Raw genomic sequence first — 13,611 nt, forward strand, 5'->3', positions numbered from 1 at the left:
GGCCCATTCTATCTCTACGTCCCTTGGCCCTATTCAAACCAAAAAACGTAGATCAAAATCTCTCCCTCTACTCCCTACTTGTCATGTTCCTCGCGCTTTCCCTCTCGGGAGCGCAACGAGAAGGATAACATTTCCTTGGGGAGGTGTCAATAGCGGTAAAGCAAACTCGGCTTGTGGCCCTAGACAGGGCGCTTTGGGTTGCCTATAATCGCGTTTGCTGTCTGTGAAATGGGCAGAAAAACTCGGGCCGCTAGCTCAGTTGGTAGAGCAACCGACTTTTAATCGGTTGGTCACAGGTTCAAGTCCTGTGCGGCCCACCAGCCAGACACAAAGAATCCGCTGATGTAACCCGGCGGATTTTCTTTTGACCATAAGTCCCTTCTAAGCCAGCTGCTGCGTATTGATAGGCTCCAGGCTTCATAAGGTAGTGAGGGATATGAATATCTGCTGTGCGAAAGTGCTCTCAAAACTTTAATCCAGATCTGGAAGATGGCCGGTAGACAAACTTTCCGCATCCTCATCGCAGGCATGGGGTGTGCTTTTGGTCCTGGACGTGGACGCCAACCCTGTTCCCGCGCTAAAATGACAGTTTGTGAACCGTGAAACCCTCGAGCAAATTTCCCTCCAAGCCCTCGAGCTAACCCAAGCCGCTGTCGTCGCTTATCCGTATCCCCGGCTGGAGACTTACTATACCTTCGCCGACAAAAGCATTATCCCGACCTTCCTTACCAAACCAATCTCGCGCAGCCGGGTGGACACCTCTCAGCGGTTTTACACCCTGCGCGGCCAAGAGGAAATTTTCCCGGCCTTCGGGGCCTCGATGAGCATGATGCGCACCCGCTTTGCTCGAGACCTATGGGATGGGGGAACAGGCGGGGTGCATATCCTGCCCAGGGTGGAGCTTTCAGATCCGCAGCGCCTGGCGGATGTGCGGGCCAGTGCCCCGGCACAGGTCGGGGCGGCGCTCGGCATCAGCGAGGATGAAGGCTTCCTAGAGGCGCTGTTTCAGCAGCCCAACTTGGCTTTTGTCTCCATTGACATCGCCCATGGAGCCAACGCCGCGGTGCTTCCAGTGCTGGCCAAGATCCGCGCTCAGGGCCTCGAGAGCGGGGTTATTTTGGGTAATGTGGGGAGCCTCGAGGGCTTTGCCTATGCCTACTGGCTGATGAAGCTCTCGGGGTTCAAACACTTCATCCTCAAGGTAGGGGTGGGGCCGGGCTCGGTCTGCACCACCCGCATCAACACCGGGGTGGGGGTGGGGCAACTCTCGCTCTTGGAGGAGATTTACCGCTTCCGCAACCATGCCGGCTATACCGAGGCCCAGATTATCAGCGACGGTGGGGTCAACAGCTCCGGGGATTTCGTGAAAGCCCTGGCCTATAGCGAAGGGGTCATGATGGGTAAGTTCTTCGCTTCTGGTTCCTTCGAAGACGAGGTGCTGATCAAGCGGGATGGGCAGCTCGAGGGCGTTCAGCTCTACGGCATGGCCTCGAGCCTGGTCACCGAAAAGCGCAACTACATCGAGGGCTCGAGCCAAACCCTGAGGGCGTTTCACCACACCGCCCAGGAAGCGGTCTCGAGGCTGCGAGAGGGCCTACAAAGCGCCATGACCTACGTCAACGCCACCAACCTCAATGAGTTCCGGGGCAATGTGCGCTTTGCACTCAACTCAGCAGCGGCCATCACCGAAGCCGGGGTGCACTGACCTCTATATTAATATCCATGCCCACCGCTCAGACCATCTCCTTTTCCACCGGCAACGGCCAGCTGCCCGGCTACCTTGTCCAGCCCGAGGGGGCAGGGCCCTTTCCCGGTTTGATCGTGATTCACGAGGCCTTCGGTCTCAATCAGGATATCCGGGCGATCGCCCATCGCCTGGCCGAGCTGGGGTATGTCGCGCTGGCGGTGGATTTGTTTGGCGGGCGGAATCAGGTGCTGTGCATGTTCCGCTTGTTTGGTGGGATGCTCTTCAACTCCCTCGAGCACCGTGGAATTCACGAGCTCAAGGCATCGCTCGACTTCCTGGCCGGTCAGACCAGTGTAGACCGCAACCGCCTGGGGGCTATCGGTTTCTGCTTAGGGGGAAGCCTGGCCATCGCCTGGGCCTGCACGGACGATCGGCTCAAGGCCATCGCCCCCTTTTACGGGATCAACCCACGCCCGCTCGAGGCGGTGAAGAGGGCTTGTCCGGTGGTGGGCTCCTATCCCGAAAAGGATTTCACCGCTGGGGCGGGGCGCAAACTGGCCGAGAAACTCCGCGAGTATCGAATCCCCCACGACATCAAGATCTATCCTGGGGCCCACCACTCTTTCTTCAACGCCGGACGCAATCACGACGAGGCGGCCACCCAAGATGCCTGGAACCGGGTGCTGGAGTTTTTTAAGGAGCATCTGTCTGAAGCCGCTGGCTCTAGGAGCCTTCCCCAGTAGGTTCAGTGGGAAACCCCCTCCAGCGACCCCGTCCCCAACAACTGCTGTGCGGCCTCTTCGGGGCTGAGCTGACCGGCGGCCACCTGTTCGATCAGCCTGGGGTGACTATGGGTACGCCGCCGACCCCACTCCTGGATAACGCTCTCCACCTCAAAGCGGGCCCGCTCCAGGCGGTCGGCCTCGAGAAGCCCGCGCTCTTGGAGGTGAGCATAATGCGCATCCAGGGCCTCCACCAGCGCTTCGATCCCCTCGCCTTTGGGGGCCACCGCAGTGAGTACCGGGGGCTTCCAACCCCCAGGGCGGGCTGTGGCCAGCTCGAGGGTGGTTTTAAGCTCCTGCACTACCCGCTCCCCACCGGGCAGATCGAACTTGTTGACCACGAAAAGGTCGGCGATCTCCATCACCCCCGCTTTGAACGCCTGTACCGCATCTCCCGCAGCCGGGGTGAGGATCAGCACGGTGGTGTCGGCCACCCGGGCGATATCCACCTCGCTTTGCCCCACCCCCACGGTCTCGATCAGGACACGATCGAAACCAAAAGCCTCCAGCAGCGAAAGCGAGGCCACCGTGGCTCCAGCCAACCCCCCCAGGGCTCCCCGGCTGGCCAACGAGCGGATGTAGACCCCTGGGTCGCCGTGGTGGCGCATCATGCGGATGCGATCCCCCAAGATGGCCCCACCGGTAAAGGGGCTGCTGGGATCCACCGCCAGCACCGCCACGGTCTCCCCCCGTTTGCGCAGCGCCTCAATCAAGCGGTCGGACAGGGTGCTTTTACCAGCCCCTGGGCTGCCCGTCAGCCCGATCAGCTTGGCGTTTCCCCGCCGACGCAGGCGTTTGAGCAAGTCCTGCCCCTCAGGGTAGCCCGATTCCACCCAGGTGATGGCCCGGGCCAAAGCCCGCACCTCTCCAGCATGAAAACGCTCCAATAAGGCCCCAGTATCCATGGGGTCATTCTACGCCGGTCAAACTTCAAGCACCGGGATCAAGATGTGCAGTATTGCCTAAATCCAGAAGGGAGGGAAGGTTAAACTACACTCATGTTGCGGGCCTTGTATGAGAGTCTGGGGGCACAGTGGCAGCCGGAGGGGCCGGAGGGACCTTGGCGGTTCGGGCCGCCCCAGGAGGAACTCGAGACCCTCGAGTATGGCGCAGCCCTGCTGGACTTCAGCGAGTATGGGGTGATCGCGGTAGGCGGCGCAGACCGCAAGGAGTTTCTACACAACCAATGCACGTCTGAGATCAAGGGTCTGCCTGAGGGGGCCTGGCTCGAGACCCTGTTCCTCAACAACCGAGGCCAGATCGAACACGCAGGCCTAGTTTTCAATGCGGGAGAGCGCCTGATCGTGGTCTCGAGAAACGCCTCGGGGCTGGCCGCACGGTTCCGCCGGTACATCATCTTCGATCAAGTCCAAATCGAGGAGGTGCCCGAGCGCTTGGTGCTGCGCCTACAGGGACACGGGGCAACAGCCGTTGCCCAGGCCTTGGGCGAGATTCCGGGCCGCTGGAGTGGCTCCAGCACTGAACCCAACTGGCTTCTTCGGGACGAGCAGGGGCTGTGGCTCTTGCCCCAGGCCCCCGAGGCCGAGGCCCTGGTGCGGCGCCTGCTGGAGGCCGGGGCCCGGCTGGTGGGGCGTCAAGCCTGGCTGGTCTGGAGGGTGGAGCAAGGGGTGCCCGACCTCGAGGAGGCCCTGGGCGAGCTGCCCCAGGAGGTGGGCTGGGAGGGCCGGGTCAACTTCAAAAAAGGCTGCTACCTGGGCCAAGAGATCATGGCTCGGCTCGAGGCCCGCGGCAACCCCCGCCATGAGCTGATGGCCTTGCTGGGCCAGCGCGATCTGCGCACCGGGGCGGAGGTCTTTCGCTTTGGCAAGCCCGTTGGCAAGGTCGGTACCGCAGTGGAGTCCCCCAGTTGGGGCGCCATCGCCCTTGGGGTATTGCGCAAGGAGTTGCGCCCTGGCGACCAGGTCGAGATTGAGGGCTGGTCGGCCACGGTGGCCAGGCTGCCGCTGGATTCCTTTTGACAATTATTCGTCATCAATGTAATGTATAGAGGTTGATATGTTTATAGCAGAAATCATGGGGGTGGGGGACGAGCTGCTTTACGGTGAGACGGTAGACACCAACACCGCCGAGCTGGCCCGCAGCCTACAGCCCTACAACCTGAACATCCCTCGCACCCTGCGGGTGGCCGATGACCTGGCGGCCCTCTCGAGCGAGCTGCGGAAGGCCTGGAGCTCCGCCCGGCTGATCGTGCTCTCCGGTGGGTTGGGCCCTACCCCAGACGACATCACCCGTGAGGCCATCGCGGCTGCGCTGGGAGAGGCGCTGGAGCTAGACCAGGCCATGCTCAACCAGATCCGCGCGATTTTCGCAGCTCGAGGCTGGAACATGCCCGAGTCCAACCGCAAGCAAGCCATGAAAATCCCCTCGGCCACCTGGATTCTCAATCCCAGGGGAACCGCGCCCGGGTGGTGGGTGCATCAGGAGACTCCGGCCCCCCGCGATCTGATCGCCCTGCCCGGCCCACCCGCGGAGTGGAGGCCGATGTGGGCGGAGCTTCTGCCCAAGCTGGACCTGCCCTGCCAGGCCTATGCCCAGAAGACCTTCAAAACCCTCGGCATTGGGGAGTCTCGAATTGTCGAGGTGCTGGGGGGGTTGTTTCAGCGGGAAGGCCCGGCCACCGTGGGCACCTACGCCAAGGCCCACGGGGTCGAGGTGACCGTGCGCGGCCAGCCCGAAGCGGTACAGCGCCTGGCGGAGGAGATCGCCCCGAAACTCCAGGAGTACCTGTGGGGAGAAGATGCAGACACCCTGCCGGGGGTGGTCCTGCGCGGGCTCGAGGCCAGGGGGGCCACCCTGGCAACCATCGAGTCCCTTAGCGGGGGGGTTCTGGGAGCCCTGGTGACCGAGGTGGCTGGGGCCTCCAGGGCATACCTGGGGGGGATGGTGGCCTACTCGGTAGGGGCCAAGCAGCGGTTTGGGGTTCCAGACGAAGCCCTCAGCCAGGGCACCGTTTCTGAGGCCTGCGCCCGGGCCATGGCCGAGGCCGCCCGAAAGGCTTTGGGGGCCACCTACGCCCTGGCCACCACCGGGGTGGCCGGCCCGGACGAGCTCGAGGGCCAACCCGTGGGCACGGTTTTTGTAGCCCTGGCCGGACCGCAGAAAACCCAGGTTCGTCCTTACCGCTTTCCCCCTTATGGGCGCGAGTTCATCCGAACTCGAGCTGCCTATGCCGCCTTGGCCTTGCTTCAAGGGGAGTTACGGTGAGGTAAGGATGCGGCTCTTCTATGCGATCTTCCCTCCCAAGGCCATCCAGCAGGCCTTGGTTCCCACTCAGGAAGCGCTGAGGCACTACAAGGGCTGGAAACTTGCACCGCCCGAGCAGCTCCACATCACTTTGCTGTTTCTCGGGGAAGTGCACAATGAGGGGCTGGAGCACGTTTCCCAAGTGGGCCGGACGGTAGCGAGATCGGTGCCCCCCTTCGAGGTCCGGCTCGGGGGGACCGGGTATTTCCCGGCCAGCGGTTCCCCTCGGGTCTGGTTTGTCAAAGCCGAGGGGGAGGGGCTCGAGCCCCTAGCCAGCGGTCTGCGCCGGGCTTTGCCCGAGTTTGAACGCGCAGAGCGGTTTCACCCCCATCTGACCCTGGCCCGCAAAAAAGGCCCTGCCCCACGAATAGGCCCGCAGGTGCTGGGACTGAGATTCCAAGCCAAGGCGGTATGCTTGGTGGAATCCAGATTGGAGAAGTCCGGTTCAAAATACGAAGTCCTCGAGGTTTTTCCTCTATGAAGTGGGTTGTGGTTGTTCACATGGGTTTTTCCTGCGAAGGGGTGAGGTATGGATAAAGAGAAACAAAAAGCGCTGGATGGTGCCCTCAAATCCATTGAGAAACAGTTTGGTAAGGGTGCGGTGATGCGGCTGGGCGAGGCCCCACGGCAACAGGTTGAGGTGATCTCCACTGGTAGCCTGGGGTTGGATATGGCCCTGGGTATTGGCGGGATTCCCCGTGGGCGCATCATCGAGGTCTACGGCCCGGAATCCGGAGGCAAAACCACCCTGTGCTTGGGGATCGTGGCCCAGGCTCAGATGGCCGGTGGGGTTGCGGCTTACGTGGACGCGGAGCACGCCCTAGACCCCAACTACGCTAAAAGCCTGGGGGTCAACATTGATGAGCTGCTGATCTCCCAGCCCGATACCGGTGAGCAGGCCTTGGAGATCGTGGAGCTCCTCACCCGCAGCGGGGCGGTGGATGTGATCGTGGTGGACTCGGTAGCGGCTTTGGTCCCCCAGGCCGAGATCGAGGGTCAGATGGGCGATGCGTTTGTAGGCCTACAGGCCCGAATGATGAGCCAGGCCATGCGCAAGCTCACCGCCGCGCTGTCCAAAAGCAACACCACCGCCATCTTCATCAACCAGATCCGCGAGAAAGTTGGGGTGATGTACGGCAACCCCGAAACCACCACCGGCGGGCGGGCGCTCAAGTTTTATGCCTCGGTGCGCCTCGAGGTGCGCCGCCAAGGCCAGCCCATCAAGGTGGGGAATCACGCCGTAGGCAACCGAATACGGATCAAAGTGACCAAAAACAAGATGGCCCCTCCCTTCCGTGAGGCCGAGATTGAGCTGTACTTCGGTAAGGGGATTGACCCCATGACCGATCTGGTCTCGGTAGCCATCGCGGCTGAGGTGATCGAGAAATCGGGCTCTTGGTTATCGTATGGAGCTACCCGGTTAGGGCAGGGTAAGGAGAAAGCCGCTGAGTACCTTAAAGGCGACCCCGTCATGGCTCAGGAAATCCGTGAGAAGGTTTTGGCTCAGGCTGGTAAACTACCCCTAGTGGTCGAAGGCGGCGAGGAGGAGGAAGCTCCGGTCGCTGCTGCCGCTGAAGCTTAAAGACGAGCGAGGTTCTCCAAGAATGAGGGGCCAGGAAGCCAAAAAAACGTTTAGCCCTTTAGGGGCTAGGGCAACTTGGTTGGATCGGAAACCAGCAGGACACGTACCCCTGGCGGGGGCACTCGAACTCTGGTATGGCTTGCAGCGGCTATCTTGCGCTGAGCGGTACCTGCTTAAGGGCACTTTGTAGACTTAGTAGCCGACGCCAGACCTTCTCTTGGGGAACCTCCTCTTTTTGGAGGTGCCCATGCCTGTGTTTGACTTGATCCTGATTCTAGCCCTGATTGTGGTGGGGGCCTTCGCGTTCACCCTGCTCCAGCGGATCAACCGCCTGGGAGAGGTGAATAAGGCCGACCTCGAGGCGGCCCGACGCGAAGCAGCCCAGATGCTCGAGGCGGCCAAAGCCGAGGCCAAAACCCTCATCGAATCGGCCCGGGCCGAAGCCAGAGCCATCCGCGAGGGAGCCCAGAGCGAGGTCCGGGCCCTGCGCGAGGCGGCCCAGTCCGACGCGGACCGGATCCGCCTGAACACCCAGGCCGAAGTTGAACGCCTGCGGCGTGAGAGCGAGGAGCGCCTGCGGACTCAGACCAAAGAGGAGCGGGAGCGGATGCTCACCACCCTCGCGGCGGAGCGCGAAACCCTTACCGCCGAGCGCAACTCGGTCAAGGCCGAGCGGGAGCGGCTACAGTCCGATCTGGCCGCGGTGCGGGCCGAGCGAGAGGAGCTCAAACGCGAAACCGAGCGGCTGGCCCGGCGCGGCGAGCAGCTCGATGCCCGAGCGCTGCGCCTGGATGAACAGGAAGAAAAGCTGGACGGGTTTGAAAAGGGCCTCGAGGCCAGAGAAGCCGAGCTCGCCCAGCGGGAGCGCAGCATTGACCTCAAGCTCCAAGAGGTGGCCGGGATGAGCCGCGAAGAGGCCCGCAGCCTGCTGCTCTCGAGGCTGGAGGCCGAACTCGAGGAGGAAAAGGCCCTCAAGGTCAAGGCCAACCTCGAGCGGGTGCGCTTGGAAGTTAAGCGCGAGGCCCAGAAGCTCATCGCTCAGGCCGCTCAGCGTCAGGCTTCGGAGACCGCCGCCTCGCTCGCGGTCTCAGTGGTGCCTATCCCCTCGGATGCCATGAAGGGTCGGATCATCGGGCGCGAAGGGCGCAACATCCGCACCTTCGAGGCCCTGACCGGGGTGGATCTGATCATTGACGACACCCCCGAGGCGGTGCTGCTCTCCGGGTTCAACCCCGTGCGTCGGGAGATCGCTCGGATGGCCCTCGAGCAACTGGTCGCCGACGGGCGCATCCACCCCAGCCGCATCGAGGAGGTGGTGGAAAAGGCCAAAAACGAGATGAAGACCTTCATCTACGAGCGGGGCGAAGAGGCCGCGCTCGAGGCCGGGGTGGTCGGGCTCAAGCCGGGGCTGGTACAGCTTTTGGGTCGCCTGCATTTCCGCAGCTCCTACGGCCAGAACGTGCTCAAGCACTCGATTCAGGTGGCCCATCTCACCGGGATCATGGCAGCAGAACTTGGCCTAGATGCCGCACTGGGGCGGCGGGCGGGGCTCCTGCACGACATCGGCAAATCCGTAGACCGGGAGATCGAGGGCACCCACGTGGAGATTGGGGTGACCTTGGCCTCGCGCTTTGGTGAGCCCAAGGAGGTAATTGATGCCATCGCCCATCACCACGACCCCGAGAACAACGAGACGGTGTACTCGGTATTGGCGGCGGCGGCGGATGCCATCAGCGCGGCCAGGCCGGGAGCCCGGCGGGAGAGCCTGGAGGAGTACATCCAGCGGTTGGAGCAGCTCGAGCGGATTGCCCTTAGCTTCCCCGGCGTGGATAACGCCTTCGCAGTGCAAGCCGGTCGAGAGGTGCGGGTCATCGTTAAACCGGATCGGATTTCGGACTCCAAGGCCACCCTGCTGGCTCGAGAAATCGCTGGGCGCATCGAGCGCGACATGAACTACCCCGGCCAGGTACAGGTCACGGTGGTGCGGGAAAGCCGGGCGGTGGAGTATGCCAAATAATCCAAAGCCAGAGGGCAAAACCCGCCCTCTGGCCTGGGGGTCGCTCGAGCCGGCTTTCACTTTGAGCAGTTCAAATTAAAGCGGAAACTGGGGTTTGGGGTGGTGTAGCCCACCCCGAGGTTGCTCTGTAGGCGCGCAGGATCAATCTGCACCAACAGCTTGGTGGGGGCATCGGGTTTCGGGGTATCGAACTTGATGGGGTAAATGACCGACCCACCTTGGGGGATCGCCTTGCCGCGCAGCTCAGTCTCGTACTCCCGGGCGAGGGCGCTGGCATTGATTGTGGCGGTGGATCCATCCGGAAAGGCCAGGCTGAGGCCCGAGCTATCCATGATCCCGGTCTGGCCCGGCTCCAGGGTGCGGTTGGTGCCGTTGCGAAGCTCCACGGTCACGACCCAGGCTTTCTGACCAAAGGCCTCGCCGGGTTCCACCTTGGTAACGCGCATGCGCCAGATGCCGTTGAAGGCGAACTCATTCACGCAGGCCTCGAGGCTGGCGCGCTGGTTGGCCCCTCCTGCGGCGGCTCCCGAAAGGCTTAGGGTAGACCCCGAAAGGCTCACCGTAATACCCAGGTCCTTAAGCGCGCTGACCGGAACATAGTTTTGCCCATTCACCACAAGGGCTTTGGCCCCGCTCGGCTGCCCATTGATCATCAGGCTTAACTGCTTCTGCACCACCTGGGCAACCCCCACCCCAATCAGCACGACGGCCATCCAGAATGCGGTTTTTGGCATAGCTCCTCCACGGGCATTAGCCCCAAATAAAGCTTAAAAAGGGGCACGTTATATCTGCGTTACTGCCTTTTGCCAAGGCTCGAGTTTGCCCCAGGGGAATTTTTTTTTTATGCTGTCTTAGTTTGAAAGGTTCATCATGAAAACCGCTGAAATCCGCGAGAAGTTCCTCCGCTTCTTCCAGTCAAAGGGGCATTTGCGCCTGCCTTCGTTTAGTGTAATCCCCCAGAATGACCCCACCCTGCTCTTTATCAACGCGGGCATGACCCCCCTCAAGCCCTATTTCATGGGTAAACCCCCGGTTTTTCCAGGGGTCGAGGGGGAGTGGCACCGGGTCACCACTTGCCAGAAGTCGGTGCGCACCGGCGACATCGAAAATGTGGGCCGCACCAACCGCCACCAGACCGTGTTCGAGATGCTGGGCAATTTCAGCTTTGGTGACTACTTCAAGAAAGAGGCCATCGAGTGGGCCTGGGAGTTCCTGACCGACCCCAAGTGGCTGGGCCTGGACCCCCAGCGCCTCTACGTCACCGTATATGAAGAGGACGATGAGGCCTTTGCACACTGGGTGCGGGTAGGGGTGCCGCCTGAGCGCATCCACCGCTTCGGCGCCGACGAGAACTTCTGGCCTCAGGATGCCCCCAGCAAAGGCCCCAATGGTCCCTGCGGGCCGTGCAGCGAGATTTACTACGACCGGGGGCCCGAGTTTGGCTCCGACACCTGGGCCGACTACTACGAAACCCGCGAGAGCACCCGCTTTGTGGAGATTTGGAACCTGGTCTTCCCGCAGTACGACCGCAAGGACGGCGGCATCCTGGAACCCCTACCCAAGCCCAACATTGACACCGGGATGGGCCTGGCCCGGGTGGCCATGGTGTTGCAGGGCGTGACCGACTTCTACGAGACCGACGAGTTCCAGCCCCTGATTGCCAAAATTGTGGAGCTGACCGGCGTCAGCTATGAGGGCCCCAGCTCGGTGGCGCACCGGGTCATCTCCGAACACGCCCGTGCAGTGACCTTCATCCTGGCCGACGGGGCCCACTTCTCCAACACCGGGCGCGGCTACGTGGTGCGCCGCCTGTTGCGACGGGCGGTGCGCTTTGGCTACCTGCTGGGGCTGCGGGAGCCCTTCATGTACAAGCTGGCCGAGGTGGTGGCCGAGGTGATGGGCGGGGTTTACCCCGAACTCAGGGAGAACCTGGAGGGGGTACAGCGGCAAATCCGGCTGGAGGAGGAGCGCTTTTTGGAGACGCTGGAGTCGGGCATCCGGCGCTTGGATGGGCTACTTTCGGGGTTGAGGCCGGGCGATACCCTCTCCGGGCGAGATGCCTTCACCCTCTACGACACCTACGGCTTCCCGCTCGATCTCACGCTGGAGATTGCCGACGAGCGGGGGGTGAAGGTGGATACTGAGGGTTACGAGAAGGCCCTGGAAGAGGCGCAAGAGCTGGCCCGGCGCAACGCAGCCTTTGATCGCAACCTGTTCAAGAAGTCCAACGAGGCCCTTTCGGCCCTGGCCAAAGACTACGGCGGAACCGTCTTCCTGGGCTATGAGCGAACCGAGGCCGAGGCTCAGGTCAAGCTGTTGCTGGTAGATGAGCAAAGCCTCGAGCAAGCCCCTGCCGGCACTGGGGTTCAGGTGGTGTTGGATAAAACCCCCTTCTACGCCGAGGGCGGGGGGGAGGTAGGCGACTCAGGGGTGCTGGAGTGGGAGGGTGGTTGGGCCGAGGTCTCCACCACGCAGAAAAACCCCGATGGCATCTATCTGCACCTGGCCACGGTGCGAGAGGGAACCCTCGAGGCCGGTACGGTGGTGCGGGCCCTGGTGGATCCCCGCCGCCGTGATATCGAGCGCAACCATACCGCCACCCACCTGCTGCACGCCGCCTTACGGGCGGTGCTGGGGGGCCATGTGCGGCAAGCCGGGAGCTATGTGGGCCCCGACCGGCTGCGCTTCGACTTCACCCACCCCGAACCCATCAGCCCCAAGGACTTGGCCCAGATTGAAGGGCTGGTGAACCGTTGGATTATGGCGGATTTCCCCGTTACCTACGCCTACAAACCCCTCGAGGAGGCCAAGCGCGAGGGGGCCATGGCCCTCTTCGGGGAGAAGTATGCCGATGTGGTGCGGGTGGTCAGCGTTGAGGGTTCGGTGGACGGGGTGAGCAGCAAAGAGCTGTGCGGGGGCTGTCATGTCCGGCGCACTGGCGAGATTGGAATGTTCGTGATCCGCCTCGAGGAATCGGTGAGCGCAGGGATACGCCGCCTCGAGGCCCTCACCGGGGTCCCTGCCGCCCAGTATGTGCGCGAAAGCCTAGACCGCGTCTCGGCCCTGGCCCGGGAACTGGGAATCAGCCCGGAGGGGCTGCCGGAGCGGGTGGGCAAGCTCCATGATGAGCTGAAGGCGCAGGAGAAGGAGATTGCCCGGCTCAAGCTGGAACTGGCCCGGGCTCAGCTCGGCGGCGGTTCTGCCGTATCGCTGCAAGAGGCCAACGGATACCGCTATCTGGCGGTGCGGCTCGAGGGCATCGAGCCGGGCGCGCTGCGCAGCGCAGCCGATGAGTTGCTGGAAAAGCACAAAGCCGACCTGGTCGCCGTGGGTTCAGGCTCAAACCTCGTGATCAAGCTGAGCCCAAAGGCCCAGGGAAAGGGCCTGGATGCGGGTGCAGTGCTGCGCAGGCTTTCTGAAGCAGCCGGTGGGCGCGGAGGAGGCAAGGGAGCGCTGGCCCAGGGAGGCGGCTTCGACCTGGACAAGGTGTTCGCCGAGCTACCGGCTGCGCTGGGATAAACCCCACCGGGATTTGCTAGTCTAGAGCCGGGAATGTCCCGGTTTACCCTGCGTCTGCTGGGCTCCCCCGAGGTTGTGCGCGGGGTTGAAAAGTTTGCGCTGCCCACCCGCAAGCTATGGGCCATAGTGGGGTATCTGGCCACTCAAGAGCACCCCGTAGAGCGGGGAACCCTGGCCGGGCTGCTGTGGAGCCAGGCCGATGAGGAACGAGCCCGGGGTAACCTGCGACAAGAGCTCTACCGCCTGCGCGGCAGCCCTGCCGAAGCCCTGTTGGTGGTCCAACCGGACACCCTAGCTCTGGCCCAGCACACCTCAGACCTACTCGAGGTGATGCACTGCCGCGAGCAGACCGATTGGAAAGGCGTGCTGAGCCAGTTCCGAGGAGAGTTTGCTGCTGGGCTTAGCGTGCGGGGGGCCCCGGCCTTCGAGGACTGGCTCCTCCTGGAGCGTGAGCACTGGCAGGGGCTGTGGCGCGAGGCCGCCCGTAAGCGGGCTCAAGAGCTAGCCTCTACCCAGCCTGAGGAAGCCCAGGCCCTGCTCGAGCGCATTCTGGCAGCCGATCCCTTTCAGGAAGACCTGCTGCGTAGGCTGCTCACCTTGATTGCCGGGCTCCAGGGCGCTGCCGCAGCCCTAGAGCGCTACCGGCGTTACCGAACCTTGCTCTGGCGGGAGTTCTCGCTCGAGCCACTGCCTGAGACCCTAGAGCTTGTCGAGCGGTTACACCAAGGCCAAACCCCACCCCCCTCTCCCCTCCCCGAAG

General features: G+C 62.8%; 11 protein-coding genes and 1 tRNA gene. 10 read left to right on the forward strand and 2 right to left on the reverse strand.

What is annotated here, in order from left to right; translation table 11 throughout:
- The first annotated feature begins 244 nt into the window (after positions 1–244).
- The 3 genes from Mgrana_RS15625 to Mgrana_RS15635 all read left to right on the forward strand — a co-directional run bounded on the left by Mgrana_RS15625 (position 245) and on the right by Mgrana_RS15635 (position 2,430).
- Positions 245–320: transfer RNA gene (locus Mgrana_RS15625), tRNA-Lys, on the forward strand.
- 272 nt (positions 321–592) lie between these two features.
- On the forward strand, positions 593–1,705 hold the full coding sequence (locus Mgrana_RS15630; RefSeq protein ID WP_119358517.1) for an IMP dehydrogenase: 1,113 nt from the start codon (positions 593–595) through the stop codon (positions 1,703–1,705).
- 17 nt (positions 1,706–1,722) lie between these two features.
- The gene (locus tag Mgrana_RS15635; protein WP_119358518.1) at positions 1,723–2,430 is read left to right on the forward strand and encodes a dienelactone hydrolase family protein; all 708 of its coding nucleotides are present in this window, start codon (positions 1,723–1,725) and stop codon (positions 2,428–2,430) included.
- A 2-nt stretch (positions 2,431–2,432) separates the two neighbouring features.
- On the opposite strand, the gene meaB is transcribed toward Mgrana_RS15635, so the two are convergent.
- Positions 2,433–3,374, reverse strand: coding sequence for a methylmalonyl Co-A mutase-associated GTPase MeaB (gene meaB, locus Mgrana_RS15640; protein WP_119358519.1), 942 nt, complete (start codon positions 3,372–3,374; stop codon positions 2,433–2,435).
- Positions 3,375–3,467: 93 nt separating this feature from the next.
- Between meaB and ygfZ the strand changes: the two genes are divergently transcribed.
- The 5 genes from ygfZ (at position 3,468) to rny (ending at position 9,332) form a co-directional block, all read left to right on the forward strand.
- On the forward strand, positions 3,468–4,448 hold the full coding sequence (gene ygfZ / locus Mgrana_RS15645; RefSeq protein WP_119358520.1) for a CAF17-like 4Fe-4S cluster assembly/insertion protein YgfZ: 981 nt from the start codon (positions 3,468–3,470) through the stop codon (positions 4,446–4,448).
- Between the two features lie 37 nt (positions 4,449–4,485).
- Positions 4,486–5,694 carry a CinA family nicotinamide mononucleotide deamidase-related protein gene (locus Mgrana_RS15650; protein WP_119358521.1) on the forward strand — a complete coding sequence of 403 codons (1,209 nt, stop codon included), beginning with the start codon at positions 4,486–4,488 and terminating at the stop codon, positions 5,692–5,694.
- Positions 5,695–5,701: 7 nt separating this feature from the next.
- Positions 5,702–6,214 (forward strand): RNA 2',3'-cyclic phosphodiesterase, encoded by a 513-nt coding sequence (thpR, locus tag Mgrana_RS15655; RefSeq protein ID WP_119358522.1) that lies wholly within the window; start codon positions 5,702–5,704, stop codon positions 6,212–6,214.
- Positions 6,215–6,262: 48 nt separating this feature from the next.
- Positions 6,263–7,315 (forward strand): recombinase RecA, encoded by a 1,053-nt coding sequence (recA, locus tag Mgrana_RS15660; RefSeq protein ID WP_119358523.1) that lies wholly within the window; start codon positions 6,263–6,265, stop codon positions 7,313–7,315.
- Between the two features lie 247 nt (positions 7,316–7,562).
- On the forward strand, positions 7,563–9,332 hold the full coding sequence (gene rny, locus Mgrana_RS15665) for a ribonuclease Y (RefSeq protein WP_119358524.1): 1,770 nt from the start codon (positions 7,563–7,565) through the stop codon (positions 9,330–9,332).
- Positions 9,333–9,388: 56 nt separating this feature from the next.
- Here the strand turns inward: rny and Mgrana_RS15670 are convergent, their stop codons facing one another.
- Positions 9,389–10,066, reverse strand: coding sequence for a hypothetical protein (locus tag Mgrana_RS15670; protein WP_119358525.1), 678 nt, complete (start codon positions 10,064–10,066; stop codon positions 9,389–9,391).
- Between the two features lie 136 nt (positions 10,067–10,202).
- Between Mgrana_RS15670 and alaS the strand changes: the two genes are divergently transcribed.
- Both alaS and Mgrana_RS15680 read left to right on the forward strand, forming a co-directional pair.
- On the forward strand, positions 10,203–12,851 hold the full coding sequence (gene alaS / locus Mgrana_RS15675) for an alanine--tRNA ligase (RefSeq protein WP_119358526.1): 2,649 nt from the start codon (positions 10,203–10,205) through the stop codon (positions 12,849–12,851).
- 33 nt (positions 12,852–12,884) lie between these two features.
- Positions 12,885–13,611 (forward strand): AfsR/SARP family transcriptional regulator (locus Mgrana_RS15680; protein ID WP_276309165.1); only part of this gene is annotated, 727 nt, incomplete at its 3' end.

This window comes from Meiothermus granaticius NBRC 107808 (assembly GCF_003574355.1).
In the GTDB taxonomy this organism is placed as follows: domain Bacteria; phylum Deinococcota; class Deinococci; order Deinococcales; family Thermaceae; genus Meiothermus; species Meiothermus granaticius.

What these genes read in the sequence shown, in the direction of transcription:
- Mgrana_RS15650 (WP_119358521.1), top strand. Translation starts at nt 4,486, where the DNA reads ATGTTTATAGCAGAAATCATGGGGGTGGGGGACGAGCTGCTTTACGGT.
- Mgrana_RS15635 (WP_119358518.1), top strand. Translation starts at nt 1,723, where the DNA reads ATGCCCACCGCTCAGACCATCTCCTTTTCCACCGGCAACGGCCAGCTG.
- alaS (WP_119358526.1), top strand. Translation starts at nt 10,203, where the DNA reads ATGAAAACCGCTGAAATCCGCGAGAAGTTCCTCCGCTTCTTCCAGTCA.
- thpR (WP_119358522.1), top strand. Translation starts at nt 5,702, where the DNA reads ATGCGGCTCTTCTATGCGATCTTCCCTCCCAAGGCCATCCAGCAGGCC.
- meaB (WP_119358519.1), bottom strand. Translation starts at nt 3,374, where the DNA reads ATGGATACTGGGGCCTTATTGGAGCGTTTTCATGCTGGAGAGGTGCGG.
- ygfZ (WP_119358520.1), top strand. Translation starts at nt 3,468, where the DNA reads ATGTTGCGGGCCTTGTATGAGAGTCTGGGGGCACAGTGGCAGCCGGAG.
- rny (WP_119358524.1), top strand. Translation starts at nt 7,563, where the DNA reads ATGCCTGTGTTTGACTTGATCCTGATTCTAGCCCTGATTGTGGTGGGG.
- recA (WP_119358523.1), top strand. Translation starts at nt 6,263, where the DNA reads ATGGATAAAGAGAAACAAAAAGCGCTGGATGGTGCCCTCAAATCCATT.
- Mgrana_RS15670 (WP_119358525.1), bottom strand. Translation starts at nt 10,066, where the DNA reads ATGCCAAAAACCGCATTCTGGATGGCCGTCGTGCTGATTGGGGTGGGG.